This window comes from Sphingomonas sp. PAMC 26605, assembly GCF_000241485.1.
Classification (GTDB): domain Bacteria; phylum Pseudomonadota; class Alphaproteobacteria; order Sphingomonadales; family Sphingomonadaceae; genus Sphingomonas.
Genome location: NZ_JH584241.1, coordinates 2,093,502 through 2,113,946, shown reverse-complemented (window position 1 = coordinate 2,113,946; position 20,445 = coordinate 2,093,502). Strand labels below are relative to the sequence as shown.

At 67.3% G+C, this 20,445-nt stretch carries 17 protein-coding genes and 1 riboswitch; of the genes, 7 read left to right on the top strand and 10 right to left on the bottom strand.

The window, feature by feature from the left end; all coding sequences use genetic code 11:
* Nucleotide 1 precedes the first annotated feature (1 nt).
* Complete coding sequence (locus tag RH90_RS09850) at nt 2–2,326, bottom strand: TonB-dependent receptor (RefSeq protein WP_010185425.1); 2,325 nt, start codon at nt 2,324–2,326, stop codon at nt 2–4.
* Between the two features lie 34 nt (nt 2,327–2,360).
* Nucleotides 2,361–2,470: riboswitch (TPP riboswitch) on the bottom strand.
* 32 nt (nt 2,471–2,502) lie between these two features.
* Entirely contained in the window at nt 2,503–3,195 is a 693-nt protein-coding gene (locus RH90_RS09845) for an RluA family pseudouridine synthase (RefSeq protein ID WP_010185424.1), read from the bottom strand.
* A 46-nt stretch (nt 3,196–3,241) separates the two neighbouring features.
* Between RH90_RS09845 and RH90_RS09840 the strand changes: the two genes are divergently transcribed.
* On the top strand, nt 3,242–4,069 hold the full coding sequence (locus RH90_RS09840) for a M15 family metallopeptidase (RefSeq protein ID WP_010185423.1): 828 nt from the start codon (nt 3,242–3,244) through the stop codon (nt 4,067–4,069).
* Here RH90_RS09840 and wrbA read toward each other — a convergent pair.
* Entirely contained in the window at nt 4,059–4,661 is a 603-nt protein-coding gene (gene wrbA / locus RH90_RS09835; RefSeq protein WP_010185422.1) for an NAD(P)H:quinone oxidoreductase, read from the bottom strand. The two genes, RH90_RS09840 and wrbA, sit on opposite strands and share 11 nt — an antisense overlap.
* 135 nt (nt 4,662–4,796) lie before the next feature.
* Nucleotides 4,797–5,495, bottom strand: a complete 699-nt coding sequence (locus RH90_RS09830) for a pirin family protein (RefSeq protein ID WP_010185420.1) — start codon at nt 5,493–5,495, stop codon at nt 4,797–4,799.
* Between the two features lie 123 nt (nt 5,496–5,618).
* Between RH90_RS09830 and RH90_RS09825 the strand changes: the two genes are divergently transcribed.
* The 3 genes from RH90_RS09825 to ctrA all read left to right on the top strand — a co-directional run bounded on the left by RH90_RS09825 (nt 5,619) and on the right by ctrA (nt 8,401).
* A complete protein-coding gene (locus tag RH90_RS09825) occupies nt 5,619–6,524 on the top strand; it encodes a LysR family transcriptional regulator (RefSeq protein ID WP_010185419.1) in 906 nt (301 codons plus the stop codon).
* The gene (locus RH90_RS09820; RefSeq protein WP_010185418.1) at nt 6,521–7,585 is read left to right on the top strand and encodes an AI-2E family transporter; all 1,065 of its coding nucleotides are present in this window, start codon (nt 6,521–6,523) and stop codon (nt 7,583–7,585) included. Before RH90_RS09825 ends, RH90_RS09820 begins: the two co-directional genes overlap by 4 nt.
* A 108-nt stretch (nt 7,586–7,693) precedes the next feature.
* The gene (gene ctrA, locus RH90_RS09815; protein ID WP_010185417.1) at nt 7,694–8,401 is read left to right on the top strand and encodes a response regulator transcription factor CtrA; all 708 of its coding nucleotides are present in this window, start codon (nt 7,694–7,696) and stop codon (nt 8,399–8,401) included.
* A gap of 73 nt (nt 8,402–8,474) precedes the next feature.
* Here the strand turns inward: ctrA and RH90_RS09810 are convergent, their stop codons facing one another.
* On the bottom strand, nt 8,475–10,136 hold the full coding sequence (locus tag RH90_RS09810; protein ID WP_010185416.1) for an amidohydrolase: 1,662 nt from the start codon (nt 10,134–10,136) through the stop codon (nt 8,475–8,477).
* Between the two features lie 54 nt (nt 10,137–10,190).
* On the opposite strand from RH90_RS09810, the gene RH90_RS09805 reads away from it, so the two are divergent.
* Together RH90_RS09805 and RH90_RS09800 are read left to right on the top strand one after the other, a co-directional pair.
* Entirely contained in the window at nt 10,191–11,429 is a 1,239-nt protein-coding gene (locus tag RH90_RS09805; protein ID WP_029625206.1) for a threonine ammonia-lyase, read from the top strand.
* A gap of 221 nt (nt 11,430–11,650) precedes the next feature.
* Nucleotides 11,651–12,454: an arginyltransferase gene (locus RH90_RS09800; RefSeq protein WP_029625205.1), complete on the top strand. Its 804-nt coding sequence runs from the start codon at nt 11,651–11,653 to the stop codon at nt 12,452–12,454.
* A gap of 12 nt (nt 12,455–12,466) precedes the next feature.
* On the opposite strand, the gene RH90_RS09795 is transcribed toward RH90_RS09800, so the two are convergent.
* The 5 genes from RH90_RS09795 to RH90_RS09775 form a co-directional block, all read right to left on the bottom strand.
* Entirely contained in the window at nt 12,467–13,279 is an 813-nt protein-coding gene (locus RH90_RS09795; RefSeq protein ID WP_010185413.1) for a transglutaminase family protein, read from the bottom strand.
* The gene (locus RH90_RS09790; RefSeq protein WP_010185410.1) at nt 13,279–14,214 is read right to left on the bottom strand and encodes an alpha-E domain-containing protein; all 936 of its coding nucleotides are present in this window, start codon (nt 14,212–14,214) and stop codon (nt 13,279–13,281) included. The genes RH90_RS09795 and RH90_RS09790 overlap by 1 nt, the downstream gene beginning before the upstream one ends.
* 41 nt (nt 14,215–14,255) lie before the next feature.
* On the bottom strand, nt 14,256–15,749 hold the full coding sequence (locus tag RH90_RS09785; protein ID WP_029625204.1) for a circularly permuted type 2 ATP-grasp protein: 1,494 nt from the start codon (nt 15,747–15,749) through the stop codon (nt 14,256–14,258).
* Nucleotides 15,750–15,839: 90 nt separating this feature from the next.
* Nucleotides 15,840–16,691, bottom strand: coding sequence for a subclass B3 metallo-beta-lactamase (gene bla / locus RH90_RS09780; protein ID WP_010185408.1), 852 nt, complete (start codon nt 16,689–16,691; stop codon nt 15,840–15,842).
* Nucleotides 16,688–18,718, bottom strand: coding sequence for a protein-disulfide reductase DsbD family protein (locus RH90_RS09775; RefSeq protein ID WP_010185407.1), 2,031 nt, complete (start codon nt 18,716–18,718; stop codon nt 16,688–16,690). Before RH90_RS09775 ends, bla begins: the two co-directional genes overlap by 4 nt.
* Before the next feature lie 102 nt (nt 18,719–18,820).
* Between RH90_RS09775 and RH90_RS09770 the strand changes: the two genes are divergently transcribed.
* Nucleotides 18,821–20,440: an alkaline phosphatase family protein gene (locus tag RH90_RS09770; RefSeq protein WP_010185406.1), complete on the top strand. Its 1,620-nt coding sequence runs from the start codon at nt 18,821–18,823 to the stop codon at nt 20,438–20,440.
* Nucleotides 20,441–20,445 lie beyond the last annotated feature (5 nt).

Here is a 20,445-nt window from a genome sequence, read left to right as displayed (position 1 = left end):
CTCAGAACACGCGCGAGAGCGTGGCGATGACGGCCCTGCCGCTGCCGACATAATAGCTCGGGGCCGCCCCGGCGATCACGCTGCCGCCGCGCCCGAGCGTGTCCTGCGCGTTGGTGGTGACTGCGGCGACCCCCGACAGGACATGCGGATCGGTCACGTTGATGGCGTTGAGCCGGAGGTCGGTGCGCTTGCCGTCGAGCCAGTCGGCGAGATGCACGCCGATCGACAGATCGAGCGTCGCATAGCCGGGAATGCTCTCGTCATTGACGAAAGTGGCATATTGCCGCGCGACGTATTTCAGCGCGCCGCTGCCGAACAGATGCCCGTCGTCATACGTCCCGCCGAGGCCCACCTGAAAGTCCGGGCTCGACACCGCGCGCTTGCCGCGCGTCGGTAGAAGATCGCCGCCAACCTGCAGATCGTCGTCGAGCCGCGCATGGAGATATTCGCCCGACAGATAGAGGCTCACCCCGGCGGCGGGGCGATAGTCGATCTCGCCATCGACGCCGTACGAGGTCTGGCTACCGGCGTTGAGCGTCGAATTGATCTGCGCGCCGCCGAGATCGATCAGCGTCCCGAGCTGGCGATTGCGGAAATGGTAATGAAAGGCGGTGACCGACGCCGACAGGCTCGGGCCGATATAGCGATAGCCGATTTCCTGCGAGACCGAATATTCGTTCTTGAGCGCGGTCGTGCCGGTCTTGGTCAACGCGCCGCCGTCATAGCCGTTGTAGAGCGTATATTCATCGGGCGCGCGGAAGTTGGTGGTGATGTTGGCGAACAGTTGCTGGCGATCGTCGAGCTGATACTGCACCGCCGCACGGGGGAGCGCGGCGAAGCTGTCGAGGCGCACCGCGGATTGCGGCCCGGGCAGGTAATTCCGCCCGTTATGCAGGACATCGACGCCCTTGAAACCGAGATCGACGCTGAGCCGCGGCGTCAGCGTGACGCTGTCGGCGACGAAGAAGCCCTTGGTCACCGTTACGGTGCGCTCATTCTCGTACGCCAGCAGGCGACCGTCGGCGGTGCGGATCGCCTGCTCCTGATAGCCCCAGGGATCGACCGGATGCCCGTCGGCGCGCACCGCGCCATAGCTCTGCAGCACGCGGTCGGTGCCGTAATCGAACCACAGCCCGGCGCTGATGCGGTGCGCACCCGCGGTCAGCGTCAGCTTGCCGACGCTACCGCCGCGGAACTGGTCGCCGGTGAAATTGCCGAGCACCGTCGCCGTGCCATCGACCGCGCCGGGGAGGGTGACCGGCGCCAGCGCCTCGGTGCCGAGGAAATTGCCGGTTGTCGAAAGCTGCGTGCCGTAGGGCGAGTTGCCGTAGCCGAACTGGAGATAGCTCGTCGTGTCGAGCGTCAGTCGATCGCTCAGCGCCAGATGCAGCGGCGCCGCGACATAGACGTTACGGAACGGGGCGCGGTACAGCCGCCAGTAATTGGTGTCCCCGGCGCTGTAGCTTCGGTCGTAGTTGAACCCGCGGCCATCGGCCTTCCAGTCGGCCAGCGTCGGGCTCGGGTAGGTCGAGGAATTGGCGTCGTTGAACGACACCGACACGCTCGCACGATTGCCGTTGCCCCATTCGTTGAGCAGCTTGGCATCGACATGCTGGCGCGTGTCGTATCCCGCCCCGCGCCAATTATCGGCGCGGATGTTCGAATAGGACAGGAACGCCCTGAGCCCGGTCTGGCCGATCGTGCCGCTATCGACCCGCACGAAGGCGCGCCGCGCGGCGTACGAACCGAGCGAGACATTGACGAGGCCCTGCGGGCTCGCCTTGGGATCGTCGAGCGACAGCGACAGCAGCCCCCCCGCCCCGCCAACGGTCGGCGAATCCAAATCGACCGCACCTTGTGCGAGCGTGATCTGCTTGAGGTTCTCGGCGTCGGCGAATTGCGCGGGATAGGCGTAATAATAGCCGATGTCGTTCTGCGGCGCGCCCTCCATCAGCACGCCGATCTCGTCCTGCCCGAGCCCGCGCAGCGTCAGGCTCGAACTGGTCGACAGGCCGTACGGGTCGCTCGACGAGACGTTGGCGCCGGGCAGCAGGCCGACCAATTGGAAAGCGTTGAGCGTCGGCGCCTGCTTGGTGATGAAATCGGCCGAGATCGCGCTTTGCGCTTTCGCCGCGTGCTGGTCGGGGAGCAGCCCCTCGGGGTCGGGATGGCCGGTGACGACGATATCGCCGGACTGGTCCTTGGCGGGCGCCGGGTCGGGCGCGGCGAGCGCCGGGGTCGCGAACACCGCCGCCGACAGCAGCGCGGCGCCAAGCGCACCGCGCGCGACACCGGCACGGTCGATCGTTGAAAGCTTGGGCGTCATCGTCCGTCGTCACTCCTACACGGGAGGACAACGGAATTCAGCCGCCAGCCCTCCCTACGCCGGTATCAACCGGATCAGGTTCAGCGGGTCGTGGGCTGCAGCCCACCTCTCAGCCGCGCATCAGCGGCCCCCCGGGGAGCGGGCGGTCTAGTCGGTCGGGTCGTTCGAGGAAAGCGCTATTCCTGCGGCGCGGCGTCGGCCTCGGTGAAACCCGCCGCGACGAAGCGCTCGGGCAGCCGCGCTTTGGCGATGATCGGCTCCTTGCCGACGCGCGGGACGGTCAGCTCGGCAGCGTGGAGCAGCGTCGCGGCACCGTTCGCCTTGGTGCCGTTGCCGTAGATCGGATCGCCGACCACCGCGGCGCCGAGCGCCTCGGCGGCATGGACGCGGATCTGGTGCGTGCGGCCGGTCTCGGGGATGAATTCGACGAAACTGCGCCCGTCCTTGATCGACAGCACGCGCCACGCGGTGCGCGACGCCTTGCTGCCCTTGGCACCGAGCGGATCGCCGACCATCCGCCAGCCGGTCTCTTCGGTGCTGACCTTGGCGAGCGCGAGGTCGATCAGCCCGCTTTCGCCCTCGACCACGCCCTCGAGCACCGCGAGATAGCGCTTGCGCACCAGCCCCTGCTCGAACGCCTGTTGCAGCCGGGCGTGCGCCTTGGGATTGCGCGACAGCAGCAAGCAGCCCGACGTGTCGCGATCGAGCCGATGCACCGGCACCGGCCAGCGCTTGAAGGCGAAAGTCAGCCCATCGAGATGGTTTTCGAGCGAGAGCGATCCGTCGCGCGGACGATCCACCGGGAGCCCCGCGGGCTTGTCGATGACGAGCGCCTCGCCGTCGAGGAAAAGAACATGATTGGCCAGCATGCGACCCCCTTGCCACCGCAAGCGCCGACATGCCAGAGCCGAGGCCGTGCGACGCAGCGGAACTTGGGCGATCTGGATCGCGGCGGGGCTGTGGGCGGCGTCCCCCTGCCTTGCCCAGACCAGCACCCCGCCGGGCGTCTACCCCGGCGACCTTCCCGCCGCGATGGCCGACGGTCGGATGCTCGGCCATCTCCCCTATCCCGAAGTCGCGCACACCGACCTCGTCGCGGCGCCCGCCGGTTTCGGGGTCGGGCAAGCGTGCATGGTCCACCGCGACGCGGCGCCCGATCTCGCCCGGATGCTCACCGCGGCCACGCTGACCCCCGGCGTCGGCGCAACGTTGCGTGGCATCTCCTGCTTCCGCTCGATTGCACATCAGCGCGCGGTGTTCTGCCACCATGGCAGGCCCGGCAAATGCGGCGATCCGGCGATGCGCGCGCGCTCGGTCGGCCCGCCCAGCTATAGCGAGCACGCCACGGGCTATGCGATCGATTTCGGGATCCGCCCGTCGCCGGGCTGCGCCGATGTCGATCCGTGCATGGCGACCTCGCCCGCGGGACGCTGGCTGATCAGCCATGCGCCCGAATTCGGCTTCGAACTGTCCTTCCCGATGGGCAATGCGCAGGGCGTCACCTGGGAGCCATGGCACTGGCGCTGGGTCGGCGCGAACGTCAATGTGACGGGCGCGGCGCGCGCGCGGATGACCTTCGTCCGCGCGCGCGCGACGTATCCGGGGAGCCCGCGGGTGAGCGACGTCTCGGACATCTGGCTCAAGCCGCCGAGCGCCCCGCCGCCGGTCGTCCTGCCGCAATTGCTTCCCCCGCCGATCATCGCGCCGATCGACCGGCGGGGGCGCAAGTGGTTCAGGCCTTGAGCTTCGCCGCGGTCTCTGCGATCCGCTTGCCCTGATAGCGCGCCGCGGCGAGTTCCTCGGCCTCGGGCTGGCGGCTGCCGTCACCACCCGCGATCGTCGTCGCGCCATAAGGCGAGCCGCCGCGGATCTTGTCGACGCCCATCTGGTCCTGGAAGCCGTAATCCAAGCCGACGATCGTCATGCCGTGATGCAGCAGGTTGGTGATGATCGAGAACAGCGTCGTCTCCTGACCGCCATGCTGGCTCGCGGTCGAGGTGAACGCGCCGCCGACCTTGCCGATGAGCTTGCCGCCGAACCACAGGCCGCCGGTGGTGTCCCAGAAGCTCGCCATCTGGCTCGGCATGCGGCCGAAGCGCGTGGGCGCACCGACGATGATCGCGTCGTAATCGGCGAGCGCATCGGGGCTTTCGATCAGCTCGTGCGCGGTGTCGGTCTTGAAGTGCGCGGCCTCGATCACCGCTTGCGGCGCGGTTTCGGCGACGCGGCGGATGTCGACCTCGGCGCCGCCGGCGCGCGCGCCTTCGGCGACGGCGTCGGCCATCTGTTCGATATGGCCGTAAGACGAGTAATAGAGCACGAGAACTTTGGTCATCGGATAATCCTTCTTCTTCTAGCTCCCCTCCCGCTTGCGGGAGGGGCCGGGGGTGGGAAGTCTGAAAGGGAGAGGTTTGCGCTTGCTGCACGCCCCACCCCTAACCCCTCCCGCAAGCGGGAGGGGGATACGCGGTCACTGGCTGTCGACGAGCACCAGTTCGGCGTCTTCGAGCGCGGTGATCGTCACCGTCTGCCCGCCATCCATCGCGGCGCCATCGCGCGCCCTGAAGGTCTGGCCGTCGATCTCGACCGATCCCGTCGCGGGCACCAGATAGGCATGCCGCCCCGGCCCGACCTCATGCGTGATCGTCTCGCCGGCACGCACCAGCGCGGCCAGCACGCGCGCCTCGGCGCGGATCGGCAGCGCGTCGGTATCCTCGGCAAAGCCGCTCGCCAGCGTCACGAACTGGCCCGAACGATCGTCCTTCGGGAAGGGCTTGGCGCCCCAGCTCGGCGATCCGCCCTTGCGGCTCGGCTCGATCCAGATCTGGAAGATCGTCGTCTGCTCGGGCTCGAGATTGTATTCGGCGTGGCGCACGCCGGTCCCGGCGCTCATCACCTGGACGTCGCCCGCCCCGGTTCGGCCTTCATTGCCCATTGAATCCTTGTGCGTGATCGCGCCTTTGCGGACATAGGTGACGATTTCCATGTCGCGGTGGGGATGCGGCGGGAAGCCGCTGTTGGCGGCGATCTCGTCGTCGTTCCACACGCGGATCGCGCCCCAGCCCATCCGCGCGGGCTCGTAATAATTGGCGAAGGAAAAATGGTGGCGCGCATTGAGCCAGCCATGCTCGGCATGGCCGAGGCTTTCGAACGAACGTTTCTCGATCATCGTGGATCTCCCGAAGGAATTGCGTTGGCACCAAGATAGGCATTTGGATTACGCGGTAAATGGAAACACTAGAAACCGATCGTTTCGACATGTAGGAGAAAGCATTGCCTGGAGCTGTCCCGAATGCGCCTTCCCGATCTCGAAGCCTGGGCGATCTTCGCCAGCGTCGTCGAACACCGCTCGTTTAGCGGCGCTGCCGATTCGATCGGTGTTTCGAAGGCAACCGTCTCCAAGGCGGTGACGCGGCTCGAGGCGCATCTCGGCCAATCGCTCTTCCACCGCACCTCGCGCCGCCTCACCCTGACCGAGACGGGCAAGGGCCTCGCCGAGCACGCCGCACGCATCCTAGCCGAAGCGATCGCGGCCGAGGAAGCCGCGCACGACGCCGCGACCACGCCGACCGGGCTCGTCCGGCTGAGCGCGCCGATGACGCTCGGCCTGGCGGTGGTCGCGCCGCTCGTCGCCGAATTTCTCCAGCTCAATCCCGGCATCGAGATCGAACTGATCCTGTCCGACGCCAAGGTCGACATCGTCGCCGAGGGCTTCGACATCGCGCTGCGCATCGCCGACCTGCCCGACAGCTCGCTGCGCGCGCGTCGGCTCGGGCCGATCGCGGTGCATGTCGTCGGCTCGCCCGCCTATTTCGCGCAGCATGGCCGGCCGACGCACCCCGCCCAGCTCGGCGAGCATGCCTGTTTCGGCTATACCAACGTCACCGGCCCATGGCGCTTCTTCGGTGCCGATGGGGCGGAAGCCGCGGTGCGCCCGAGCGGCCCGCTCTCCTCGAACAACGGCGACGCGCTGCTCCCGGCATTGCGGGCAGGCCTCGGCATCGGTCTGTTGCCCGATTTCATCGTCGGCCCCGACATCGCCGCGGGGAATCTCGAAGTGGTGCTCGCCGACTGGCACGGCCCACCGATCGCGCTGCATCTGATGACCCCGCCGAGCGCGCTGCGCCCCGCGCGGGTCGAGGCGCTGATGGCCTTTTTGACGGAAAAAGTTCGCAACCCCTGCGTTACCGAAGCGTGAAGCGCTTAGCCCCCGATGCCGACGACGCCCGGTTCATCCGCCGCGTCCTGATCGTCGTTCTAATCGTGGCGTTGACCGCGGCGGTGTGGCGCGCGGGCAATCTGCTAATCCTCGCCTTCGGCTCGATGCTTGGCGCGGTCGCGATCCGCGCGATCGCCGAGCTGTACGGCAAATGGGTACCGAAGCGCGCGACCATGCCGCTCGCGGTGACGACGGTGCTGGCCGTGATCGGCTTTCTCGGCTGGCTGTTCGGCGTCGAATTCGCGCAGCAGATCAACCAGCTCGTATCGCAGCTGCCGCATTTGCTCGACCAGCTTTCGCATTGGCTGTCGCAATCGCCGGTCGGGGCGAAGATCGTCGAGGCGGTCAAGGCGGCGTTCGCCGGTTCGCGCGTCGCACGCGATATCGGCGGGCTGCTCAGCGGCAGCGGCGAACTGCTGCTCAACTGCATCCTGTTGCTCGTCGGGGCGCTGTTCTTCTCGGCCGATCCCGACGTCTACCAGCGCGGCGCGCTGCTGCTCGTGCCGCCCTCGGTGCGCCCGGCTTTCGAAGACGCGCTGACCGATGTCGGGACGACGCTGCGGCTGTGGCTGCGCGCCGAGCTGATCGGGATGACCTCGATGGGGCTGCTCGTCGGCACCGGGCTGTGGATCGCGGGCGTGCCCTCGGCCTGGGCGCTCGGCCTGCTCGCGGGTCTCAGCGAATTCATCCCCTATGTCGGGCCGACCGCGGCGATGCTGCCCGCACTCGGTCTCGCCGCGACCGCAGGCACCACGCCGTTGATGGGCACGCTGATCACCTATGCGATCGTCCGCGTGATCCAGACCAATTTCGTCACGCCCTATGTGCAAAGCCGCGTGATCGACATCCCGCCCGCCATCACGGTGTTCGCGATCATCGCGATCGGCTTCGTATTCGGGCTGTTCGGACTGTTCTTTTCGGCAGGCTTGCTGGTCGTCAGTTTCTCGCTCGTGCGCAGCCTCTATCTCCGCGAAGTGCTCGGCGAGGATCTCATCGGCGATACCGAATCGCCCCGCGACTCGCGGATTCAGGCCGATTAATGCGAAATTAACCTTTTGCCTTCATCACTGATCAGGTTAATGGTTTGTGTCAGGCAGATCGGGCCGCAGGGAGCTCCGAACGTCTGAAGAGAAACGGGGACCGCCCAGATGCGCGTATTGTTGATCGAGGACGAGCCGACGACCGCGAAGGCGATCGAGCTCATGCTGACCGCCGAAGGCTTCAACGTCTACAAGACCGACCTCGGCGAGGAAGGCTTGGATCTCGGCAAGCTGTACGATTACGACATCATCCTGCTCGACCTCAATCTGCCCGACATGCACGGCTATGACGTGCTCAAGAAGCTCCGCGTCGCGCGCGTCCAGACGCCGGTGCTGATCCTCTCGGGGATCAACGAGATGGACAGCAAGGTGCGCAGCTTCGGCTTCGGCGCCGACGATTACGTCACCAAGCCGTTCCACCGCGAAGAGCTCACCGCGCGCATCCACGCCGTCGTGCGCCGCTCGAAGGGGCACAGCCAGTCGGTCATCCGCACCGGCAAGCTGGCGGTCAATCTCGATGCCAAGACGGTCGAAGTCGATGGCAGCCGAGTCCATCTGACCGGCAAGGAATATGCGATGCTCGAGCTGCTGAGCCTGCGCAAGGGCACGACGCTGACCAAGGAAATGTTCCTCAACCACCTCTATGGCGGGATGGACGAGCCCGAGTTGAAGATCATCGACGTCTTCATCTGCAAGCTGCGCAAGAAGCTGTCGCTCGCCTGCGAGGGCGAGAACTACATCGAGACCGTGTGGGGCCGCGGCTATGTGCTGCGCGAGGCCGACGAGATGATGAGCCCGGCCGCCGCGGTGGCGTAAGGGTCAAAAGGTTTACCGCTCCCGCTGCGGCGGGAGACAGGCCGCGACATCGGGGGACGTCGCGGCCTTTTTGTTACTTGCGGCTCCATGCCTTGGCGCCGCCGATCCAGGTTTGCTCGACCTTGGTCGCGCGCAATTCGGTCGGCGAGGCGAGCAGCGGGTCGCGGTCGACGATGATGAAGTCGGCGCGCTGCCCGACTCCCAGACGCCCGAACTTGTCTTCGGCAAAGCCGGCATAGGCCGCGCCCCCGGTGAACGCCCACCACGCCTGCTCGCGCGTGATACGCTCTTCCGGACGCCAGCCGCCGAACGGCTGCCCTTCGGCGTCCTGCCGCGTGAATGCCGCCGCCCAGCCGGCGAACGGATCGGGCTTCTCGACCGGATAGTCCGACCCGAAGGCGAGCGTCGCGCCGGTCTTCAGCATCGAATTCCACGCATAGGCGCCGACCAGCCGATCCGGGCCCAGTCGCGCCTCGGCCATAACGCGGTCGCTCGTCTGGTGCGTCGGCTGCATCGAGGCGATGATGCCGTTCTTGCCGAAGCGCGGCAAATCGACCGGGTCGACGATCTGCGCATGTTCGATCCGCCAGCGGCGATCGCCCTTGTAGGTATCGGCCATGTCCTCGATCGCGGAAAGGACCTCGGCATTGGCGCGGTCGCCGATCGCATGGACCGCGACCTGATAATGGTCGAGCGCGGCGCGGCTCATATAGTTGCGGATCACGTCGTCGGACATGAACCCCGCCCCGGTCTGGCCGGGCGCATCGCTATACGGCTTCTTGAGCCACGCGCCGCGCGAGCCGAGCGCGCCATCGGCATAGAGCTTGACCCCGCCCATCCGCAGCCGGTCGCCGTACAGCCACGGCGTCGGCCCGGCGCCGCCGATCCGCACCGCGGTATCGACCCCCATGCCGTAGCTCATGATCCGCACGCGCAGATTGCCCGCGTCGCCGGTTCGGCGATACGCGAGCCAGTCGTCCATGCTGGTGCCCATGTCGGCGGTCGCAGTGATGCCGTAGGACATCAGGATCTCCTGCGCCTTGAGGAAGGCGACGTCGCGCTCCTTGGGCTGCGGCTGCGGCACGACCTTTTCGACCAGCGCCTGCGCGGCATCGACGAACACGCCGTTCGGCTGCGTGCCGGTCTTCTCGATCCGGCCACCGGCGGGGGCAACCGACTTGGCGGTGACGCCCGCCGCCTTGAGCGCCGCGCTGTTGCCCCAGCTGGCATGTCCATCCGCACGCGCGAGCCAGACCGGGCGGTCGCTCACCACCGTGTCGAGATCGGCCACGGTCGGGAAGCGGCCGAGCGCCCACACCTCCTGGTTCCAGCCGCCGCCGATGATCCACTTCTTTTCGGGGTTGGCGGCGGCATAAGCGGCAATGCGCGCCTTGGCCTCGTCGAGCGACTTTGTGTCCGACAGATCGAGCTCGAGCGCGCGGAAGCCCAGTTCCATCACATGGCCATGCGCGTCGATGAAGCCCGGGAGCAGCACCTTGCCATGCTCGTCGGCGCGCCAGTCGAGCTTCGCCGGGCGCTTCTCATTATCGGCGAGCAGTTTGACGACCTTGCCCTCGGGCGAGACGAGCAGGCCGGTGAAGCGCAGCACCTTGCCGTCTTTGTCGAGCGTGATGCCGGTGACGTTGTCGATCAACCCATCGGCAAAGGCAGCGGTCGGGAGCGAAAGCGCCGCAAGGGCGAAAGCGGCGCGACGGGCGAAGGACTTGGTCTGCATCCCCAGTGCGATAAGCAATGTTCCTTCGTCGCGCCAGATGGTCTAGGCGGCGGCATGGCTACTCATCCCCGCCCCGCGCCCGAAACCCTCCCCGTCACCCTCGCCGATGTCCAGATGGCGCATGCCCGGATCGCCGACCAGATCGTGCGGACGCCGACCTTCATCAGCAAGACGCTGTCCGAGCTGACCGGCGCGACGGTCTATCTCAAGTTCGAGAACCTGCAGTTCACCGCGGCATACAAGGAGCGCGGCGCGCTCAACACGCTGCTCCAGCTGCCGGCGGGGACGAGCGGCGTGATCGCGGCGTCGGCGGGCAACCATGCGCAGGGTCTCGCCTATCACGCCAACCGGCTCGGCATCCCGGCGACGATCGTGATGCCGACCAACACGCCGACGGTGAAGGTCACGCAGACCGAGGGCCACGGCGCGACCGTCGTGCTGTTCGGCGACACGTTCGACGCGGCCTATGCCCATGCGCGCGAGCTCGAAGCCGAGCGCGGACTGACCTTCGTCCATCCGTTCGACGATGTCCGCGTGATCGCCGGCCAGGGCACCTGCGCGATCGAGATGCTGCAGGATGTGCCGAGCATCGACACCTTCCTCACCCCGATCGGCGGTGGCGGTCTGATTTCGGGCATGGCGGTGGTCGCCGCGGCGGCGGACCATCCGATCGAAGTCGTCGGGGTCGAGGCCGAGCTGTTCCCGTCGATGTTCAACCGCATCAACGGCACCGAAATGCCGTGCGCGGGCGATACGCTCGCCGAGGGCATCGCGGTCAAGGAACCCGGCGGGATCACCTCGGGCATGGTCGCGGCGCTGGTCGACGACATCGTGCTGGTCAGCGAGCGCAATCTCGAGCGCGCGGTCAGCCTGTTGCTGCAGATCGAGAAGACGGTGGTCGAGGGCGCCGGCGCGGCAGGCCTCGCGGCGCTGCTCCAGCATCCCGAGCGCTTCGCCGGCAAGACCGTCGGCGTCGTTTTGTGCGGCGGCAATATCGACACGCGATTGCTCGCCAACGTCCTGCTGCGCGATCTCGCGCGCTCGGGGCGGCTCGCGCGATTGCGGATTCGGCTGCAGGATCAGCCCGGCGCGCTGTTCAACGTCGCGCGGATCTTCGACGCCGAACGCGTCAACATCATCGAGATCTATCATCAGCGCGTCTTCACGACGCTCCCCGCCAAGGGGCTGATCACCGATGTCGAATGCGAGACGCGCGACCGCGCGCATCTCGACCGGCTCATCGCCGCATTGCGCGCCGGGGGCTATGAAGTGAGTACCGTCGAACTCGCGTGACGAAACGAATCTGGCGTGCGGCCAACCGAGTCCCGCGACTCTATCGCGGGGCGCGGGAAAGGTGCATTTTATTGCCAGGCCGCTGAATCGATTCAGCAAATGCGGCGTTAACCACCATTGTTGGTAAAGCCGCTTTTCATCACGTTCGCGACGATTCATAACGGTGGCGCGAGCTGGCCGCGGGGGGCAGCGAGACGCGCCAGTTCAAGGGACACCATGCGGTGACAGCGCCATTCCGCTTTCCACGATTCTTCGTCACCAGCGCGTCGCCCTGCCCGTATCTGCCGGGGCGCCAGGAGCGCAAAGTGTTCACCGAATTGCGCGGCGAACAGGCGAGCGATCTTAACGATGCGCTTGGCCGGATCGGCTTCCGCCGCAGCCAGTCGGTCGCGTATCGGCCGAGCTGCTCGGGTTGCACCGCCTGCGTCTCGGTTCGCGTCGTCGCGTCCGACTTCGAGGCCAATGCGACGCAACGCAAGCAGCTTCGCCGCAATGCCGAGATCGAGGTCGCCGCTTGCCGCCCGTGGGCGACCGACGAGCAATTCCAGCTGCTCCGCCGCTATCTCGCCTCGCGCCATCCCGGCGGCGGAATGGCCGAGATGGACGAAGGCGATTATGCCGACATGGTCGAACATTCGCCGGTCAACAGCCTCATCATCGAATATCGCGAACCCTCGCAGCACGGCGAGCGCGGTCGGCTGATCGGCGCATGCCTGACCGACCAGCATGCCGATGGCCTGTCGATGATCTACAGCTTCTTCGACGCCGACAGCGTCGAGCGTCCCGGGCTCGGCAATTTTATCATCATGGACCATATCCTGTGCGCGCGCGCGGCCGGACTGCCCTATGTCTATCTCGGCTATTGGGTGAAGGGCTCGCCGCGGATGGCGTACAAGATCCGCTATCGCCCGATCGAGGTGCTGGGGCCCCACGGATGGAGCGTATTGGTCGACGAAGACGCGGTCTATTCGCCCCCGGCGGAAAAATACGCGATCATGGCCGAGCGATTGGTGACCACCGGCTGATCGCCTCGGCGCTTACTGTCCCGACGCGCGATCGACATGGAGATCGACGTCGAGCACTTCGTCGCCCTCGCCCAGCCGCGAGCCTGCGACGGGTGCGGCACCTGCTGAATCGAGCGCCACCGCGACGCGCGCATAGGCTTCGTCGGCGCACATGCCGGTGCAGGGATCGAACGCCACCCAGCCCAGCCCGGTTACATGCGCCTCGGCCCAGCCATGCGGCGCCGGGCGCCCGTCATCCACATCGATGCACGCCGGGCTGTAGCCCGACACGTACCGCGCCGGCACGCCGAGCGTTCGCGCCGCGCTGACGAACATTTGCGCGAGGTCGCGCGAGCTGACCGAGCCCTCGGCAAACGCCTCGATCGCGGTCCGCCCGGCGACCGGTCGGCCGCGACACAGCGCGAACCGACGATGGACCGCAAGGTTGAGCGCGTGCAGCCGCGCGACGGGGTCGGTCTCGCCGATCCCAGCCGCGAAGCCGGCGATCGCCGCGTCGGGTTTGGTCAACGCGGTCTCACGCAGGAACAGTTCGGGCGGCAGCGGCTCGTGCCCGCCGTGCACGATGCCGTGCGAGCGGTTGGTCAGCACCTCGCCCGAGACGTGGATCTCGATACTGTCGATCGGCCCCTCGACATACAGCATCGTCGTACGGTTGCCGAAGCCGTCGCGGCCATAGCGCAGCCGCGCGTCGCAATCGACATGGAGGTTCCACCCCGCGACCGACTGGTCGTGCGTGTCTTCGGGGGTCAATCGGAGGAGTTGGGTCAGCCGCGCCTGCGGGCTGGTGAAGCGATACGTCGTGCGGTGATCGATCGCGAGCCGCATCAGCTGAACTTGAACTGGCGGCCGACCGCCATGTGGAGATTGTCGTTCTCGGCGATGAAGCCCTGCAGATATTGGTGCAGCCCGCGCGCGATCACCTCGCCCGATCTGGTGCGCGACAGGCGCTGATGGCGGTTGCGCGCCATGCGGTCGGCCTCGCCGTGCAGGCCGGTCCGCTTGGCGAGCAGGTTGAGGATCTCGACCGCTTCCTCGACCGACGCGGCGAGGCTTCGCGGCAATTCGGAGCGTGCGATCAGCAGGTCGATGACGTTCGCCGGCTTCAACCCTTCCGAATAGAGCCAGCGATAGGCGGTGACCGCCGACACGGTCTGCAGGATCGTCGTCCACTGGTCGCGATCGACCACGCCGCCGACCGCTTCGCCCTTGGGCAGCAGGATGTGATATTTGACGTCGAGCAAGCGCGCGGTGTTGTCGGCGCGCTCGATCGCCTGGCCGAGGCGGATGAACCACGTCGTCTGGTTGCGCAGCATGCGGTGGACCGCGCCCTCGAACCCGCGCGTCTCGGCCTTGACCGCCTCGACCAGGTTGAGCGTCGCCATCGCGCCGCCGGGGCTCGAGCGATTGTCGAAGATCAGCCAGGCGCTGTTGATCGCGGTCCAGGCTTCCTTGGTCAGCGCGGTGCGCACCGCGCGCGCATTGTTGCGCGCCATGTCGAGCGCGCGGACGATCGAGCCGGGATGGCTGGTATCGACGGTCAGGAAGCGCGCGACCGGGTTCTGCGAGATGCTCTGCCCGGTCTTGGCGAAGGCGGCGTCGGTCTCGGTGACGGCAAGCGCCGACGCCCACGCCGCCTCCCCCGCCGGGCGCGGCGATAGCACGTCGAGCCGGACTGTCGCCTCGACCAGCCGCGCGATGAAATCGGTCCGCTCGACATAGCGGCCGAGCCAGTAGAGCGAAGATGCAGTGCGGCTCAGCATGAATATCCTCCCCGTGCCGGGGAGGATTGAAACAGGCGCCCTCACGAAACCTGCTCCTGCGTCTGCGATTGCGACTGGAGCTGCGTAGTCGGCGCAGGCTTGGCGCCATTGTCCATCAGCACGAAACTGTCCTTGGTGCCGCCACCCTGCGAGGAATTGACCACGAGCGATCCCTCCTTCAGCGCGACGCGCGTCAGGCCGCCGGGCACGACCTGCACGCCCTTCGATCCGGTCAGCACGAACGGCCGGAAATCGACATGACGCGGGGCAAGCCCCGCCGTGGCGAGCGTCGGCACGGTCGACAGCGCAAGCGTCGGCTGTGCGATGTACCGATGCGGCTCGGCGATCAGCGCGGCGCGGAAGGTCTCGATCTCGGCCTTGGTCGCGGTCGGGCCGACCAGCATGCCGTATCCGCCCGATCCATCGACCAGCTTCACGACAAGTTCGGGCAGCCGCTCGAGCACATATTTCAGCGCCTGCGGCTCGCGGCACCGCCACGTCTCGACATTGGGCAGCTTGGCTTCGCCGCCCGAATAGAATTTCACGATCTCGGGCATGTACGAATAGATCGCCTTGTCGTCGGCGATGCCGTTGCCCGGCGCGTTGAGCAGCGCGACATTGCCTGCGGCATAGGCGGCGATCAGCCCCGGCACGCCGAGCATCGAGTCCGGGCGGAAGACGAGCGGGTCGAGATAATCGTCGTCGATCCGGCGATAGATCACGTCGACCTTCACGCGGCCGGCGATCGTGCGCATCCACACGACATCGTCGTCGACGACGAGATCGGCGGCCTCGACCAGTTCGATCCCCATCGAATCGGCAAGAAAGCTGTGCTCGTAATAGGCCGAGTTGTAATGCCCCGGTGTCAGGACGACGCACACCGGAGCGGCGACGCCGAGCGGCGCGACCGACTTCATCGTCTCGAGCAATCGATCGGGATAGGAATCGACCGCCGCGACGCGGAATTCGCGGAACAGCTCGGGGCACAGCCGCAGCATCGCCTCGCGATTCTCGAGCATGTAGCTCACCCCCGACGGCGTGCGCGCATTGTCTTCGAGCACGTAGAAATCGTCGGGCCCGGTGCGCACCAGATCGATCCCGCAAATATGCGCCCAGATGTCGTGCGGCGGGCGAATGCCGGCGATCTCGGGGCGGAATTGCGGATTGCCGAAGATCAGGTCGGGCGGCAGCACGCCTTCGGCGAGGATTCGGCGCTCGCCATAGATGTCGTGCAGAAAGGCGTTGATCGCCTCGACGCGCTGGACGAGGCCGACCGACAGCCGTTCCCATTCATCAGCAAGGAAGATCCGTGGAACGATGTCGAACGGGATGATCCGCTCGCTCGCATCGCTTTCGCCGTAAACCGCGAAGGTGATGCCCAATTGGCGGAAGGTCGCCTCGGCCGATTGCTGGCGGCGGCGCAGTTCGGCATCGGGGGTCGTCTCGATCCAGGCGCCGAGCGCGACGAGCGCGTCCCGCGGGGTCGTCGACCCCGCCCGCCCCATGATTTCGTCAAACGCCGGTCGTGTCCCCATCGAGATGGTAAAGCCCCCAGATACGTGCCGGGTTCCATGCTGCGATGGATTGTTGCGCCGCACAAGCGGTGTGAAAAAGATTTCCTACCTCTAACGCCCGGGTTCGCGCGCCAGCGCGCTCGCAAAGTCGCGCCGGGCATCGGTGACGAGGCGCGGCAACACGGTTCGATCGACGAAAGCATCGGTCGCCCCCGCATCGCGGCGCTTTGCGCGCCCAAGCAGGTCGACCAAGTCGGGGTGCATCGGCAGCACGATATCGGCGGGCAGTGTCGCCAGGCGATCGAAGCTGCGGCGATAGTCGGCAACGATGCCGGGATAGGCGCGGTTGCCGATCAGGCGGTTGCCCGCCACCGTCACGCTGCACGGGAACACCACGTTCAATCGCCGCCCGTGATCGACGATCGCCGTCGTCCAGGTCGTGCAGCCCGGCGTATGCCCTGGGGTCAGCACCGCGGTCAGCGCGACGTCGCCGACGCGCACCTGCTCGCCATCGCGCACGATCCGGTCGACGGGGACCGGGGCGAAGCGGGTGTGGCCGTTCTCATTGTCGGCCTCGTGCCGACCGCGGCGCAGTGCCGGCGCATCGCCCGCCGAGGCGACGAGCTCGGCGCCGCTCCAGCGGCGCAGTTCGGCAAACGCCGCCGCATGGTCGAAATGCGCATGCGAATTGAGGATCCATTTGATCTGGTGCGGCCGTACCCCGATCGTCGCCAGATTGCGCTCGACCAGCCCGGCGCTCTCCGCCAGCGGCCCGCTGACGAGGATCGTGCCCTCGCGCGTCACCACTGCATAAACACCGAGACCTTCGGTCCCGACATACCAGATCGGCCCGGCGATATGGAACGGCGCGGTCGGTCGCGACCATGCGGGCGAGGATTGCGCGCTCGCCGGGCCGATCCCGAGGATCAGGACGGCGAAGCAGGCAAGGATACGGGCGATCATAGCGCCGCCAATATCCCCGGCGTCAGTACCTGGGGCAAGACCCGCGGCTCGGCCGCGCCGGGCGCGTAATAGAGGTAGAGCGGCACGCCAGCGCGGTTATGCGCCTCGATGAAGCGCCCCATCGCGGCATCGCCGTTGGTCCAGTCGCCGAGCAGCACCGCGACCTTGTGATCGGCAAAGCTTTTGCGCGTCGCATCGGTCTCGATCGCGGCCTTTTCGTTGACCTTGCACGTCAGGCACCAATCGGCGGTGAAATAGACGAATACCGGCCGGTTCGCCTTGCGCAGCGCGTCGAGCCGCGCCTCGGTGAACGGCTCGCTGCCCGCCTCGGCGACCGCGGCCTGCGCCGGCGCGCGCGACACGAGCGCCGCGCCGCCGACGGTCACGATCAGCAGCGCGATCAGCGCCCCCCAGCCGAACGCCAGCCCGCGCGCCTGGCGGCGACCGCCGATCCACAGCGCGAAGCCGGCGAACAGCGCCGCGCCGAGCCCGAGCGTCAGCCCGTTGACCCCGGCCTGCCGCCCGAGCACCCAGGCGAGCGCGAGCGCGGTCAGCCACATCGGTACCGACAGGATGTGGCGGAAGGTTTCCATCCACGCACCGGGCTTGGGCAAGCGTTTGCGCAACGTAGGAACGAAGCCGAGCAGCAGGAACGGAATGGCAAGGCCGAGCCCGAGCCCAGCGAAAACGGCGAGCGCGGCGGGCCATGGCAACACCAAAGCCGCGCCCAGTGCCGCGCCCATGAACGGGCCGGTGCACGGCGTTGCGATGAACGCCGCGAGCGCGCCCGTTGCGAACGCGCCGCCCGCTCCGCCCGAGCGGTTGACGAATTGCGGCGTCGGGATCTCGAACAGCCCGCCGAGGTTGAGTGACAGCGCGACGGTCAACAGCAGCAGCACGACGATCGCGCGCGGATCCTGCAGCTGGAACGCCCAGCCGACCGCGCTGCCGCCTGCCCGCAGCGCGAGGATCGCGCCGCCGAGCGCGACGCACACCGCCACGACGCCGCCGGTATAAGCCAGCGCCTCACGCCGCGCCGCGCCCTCGTCGAGGTGCCCGCGGGCCAAGCTCAGCGCCTTGAGGCTGAGGATCGGGAAGACGCACGGCATGATGTTGAGGATCAACCCGCCGAGCATCGCGCCGGCAAACGCGATCAGCGTCGCCATCGCGACGCCCCCGGCGGCGCCGGTCGATATGGCAGCGGGCACCGTTCCGCGATCGGACGTGACGCGCAGCCCCTGCTGCGCGCCGATCTGCAGCACGCCGACGAGCGGCCCCGCCCCGGCACCCGCCCCGGCCTTGGTCTCGATCACGAGCCGCTCGCCGTCCTGCGAGACCATCTGCGGCGCGTTGTAATCGAGCAGCCCGGTCGTGACCGGATAGAAATAGGCGTCCTTGGGCGCTGCACCCGCCGGATAAGGAATTGCGATGCGGATGCGGCCGTCGCTTGTCTGGAAGATGCCTTTGGCATCGAGCGGCTTGGGCACGGCGCGGCGCCAGGCATCGAAGCGCGCCTGCGTGTCGGGTGCGAGCGCGCCATCGCCGACGCTCAGCGAAAGCGAAAGATCGGCGGCTTCCGGGACGCACACCGTCGCCGAGCAGACGAGATAGGTGGTGTGCAGCTTGATCGGCAGCGCAGTCCCGGCGGCGAGACCGGCCGGAACCTTGAGCGTCACCAGCGGCGCATAGGGCTTTTCGAACACATAGTTCATCAGATCGGCGACGACGAGCCGCCCCGGCACGGGATAGACCGGCGCGCTCGCGGTCACGCCCTTGGGCAGCGTCCAGTCGAGCTTGGCCGGGAAGCCCGCATCGCCGGGATTCTCCCAATAGCCGTGCCAGCCCGGCTCGGGCACCGTTGCAAGCGCGAGCGTGACGTCCGATCCCGCCTTGGGCTGGGCGCTTTCCGCGACCAGCGTGATCGCCAGATGATGCGCCCCGCCGGCCAGCGGTCCGGCTTCGGCATGCGCGGCGCTTCCCGCCAGCGCCGCCAAGACCGTCATCACGCAGAAACGAAACCAGCGCATTCGCACATCCTTGTAGCTGCCGCGCACCAAGGCCATAGCGCGCGAGCGGTCAAGTAGCAGTGGCGGAGACACGAGATGAAACGACAGGCTTCCCTTTTCGCGATGGCGCTCGCGCTGCTCGGCGCACCGCTCTTCGCCAAGCAGGCCGCGCCGTTCACCCCGCCCGCGAGCGCGCCGAAGCTGATCGTCGTCATCTCGGTCGATCAATTCTCCGCTGATCTGTTCGACGAATACCGCAAGACCTTCACCGGCGGCTTCGCCCGGCTGCAGCAGGGCGGCGTCTTCCCGAGCGGCTATCAGAGCCATGCCGCGACCGAGACCTGCCCCGGCCATTCGACGATCCTGACCGGCTTCCGTCCCGAACATACCGGCATCATCGCCAACAGCTGGACCGACCTCAGCGTCGCGCGCGACGACAAGGTCGTGTATTGCGCCGAGGACGAAACCGTCCCCGGCTCGCGCCACGATGCCGATTATACCGTGTCGGACAAGCATCTGCTCGTCCCCACGCTCGGCGAGCGGATGAAGGCGGCCAATCCCGCGATCCGCGTCGTGTCGGTCGCGGGCAAGGATCGCGCCGCGGTGATGATGGGTGGCCATACCGTCGATGAACTCTGGTGGTGGAACGGTAAGGCATTCGTCAGCTATGCCGGCCGCGTTACACCCGCGGTCGTCGTCCGCGCCAATGCCGCGACCGCCGCGAATGTCGCCGCGCCGCAAGCCGCGCTCGATGTACCCGAGGTGTGCAAGGCGCACGACCGCGCGGTGCCGCTCGGTGCCGGCAAGACCGTCGGCGCCGGCCATTTCGAACGCGCCGCGGGCAGCGCCTCGGGCTTCCGCGCCTCGCCCGCGTTCGACGGTGCGATCGTCGCGCTGGCCGCGGGGCTCGTCCAGGACATGAAGCTCGGCCAAGGCGCGACCACCGACATCATCGACGTCGGCGCCTCGGCGACAGACTATATCGGCCACACCTATGGCACCGAAGGCGCCGAGATGTGCATCCAGCTCCAGCAGCTCGACGCGACGCTCGGCTCGTTCTTCAAGGTACTCGATTCGACCGGGGTCGATTACGAAGTCGTGCTGACCGCCGATCATGGCGGCAACGACATCCCCGAGCGCGAGATCGACGCGGGGCTGCCCGCCGCGCAGCGCGCGAAGGTGATGCTCGCCCCGATGATCGCGGGCAAGGACATCGCCGCCAAGCTCGGCATCGCCAAGCCCGTGCTGTTCGGCGACATCCCGAATGGCGACGTCTATATCGCCAGGGATCTGACGCCCGCGCAGCACAAGGCGGTCGAGGCCGCGGCGATCGCCTATTACAAGGCCGCTCCACAGGTGGCCGAAGTGTTCACCCAGGCACAGATCCTCGCCACGCCGAGCCCCAAGGGCCCGCCCGAAAAATGGAGCCTGATCGAGCGCGCGCGCGCGTCGTACAAGACCGGGCGTTCGGGCGAGCTAATCGTGTTCCTCAAGCCGCGCGTCACGCCGATCCCCGATCCGACCAAAGGCTTCGTCGCGACGCATGGCAGCCCGTACGATTACGACCGCCGCGTGCCGATCCTGTTCTGGCGCAAGGGGATGACCGGCTTCGAACACACCGGCAGCGTCGAGACGGTCGATATCGCGCCCACGCTCGCGCACCAGATCGCGCTGCCGCTGACTGCGCCAAAGATGGATGGGCGGTGCCTGGACCTGAATGCGAGCGGAGCGCCTTGCCGCTGAAACAA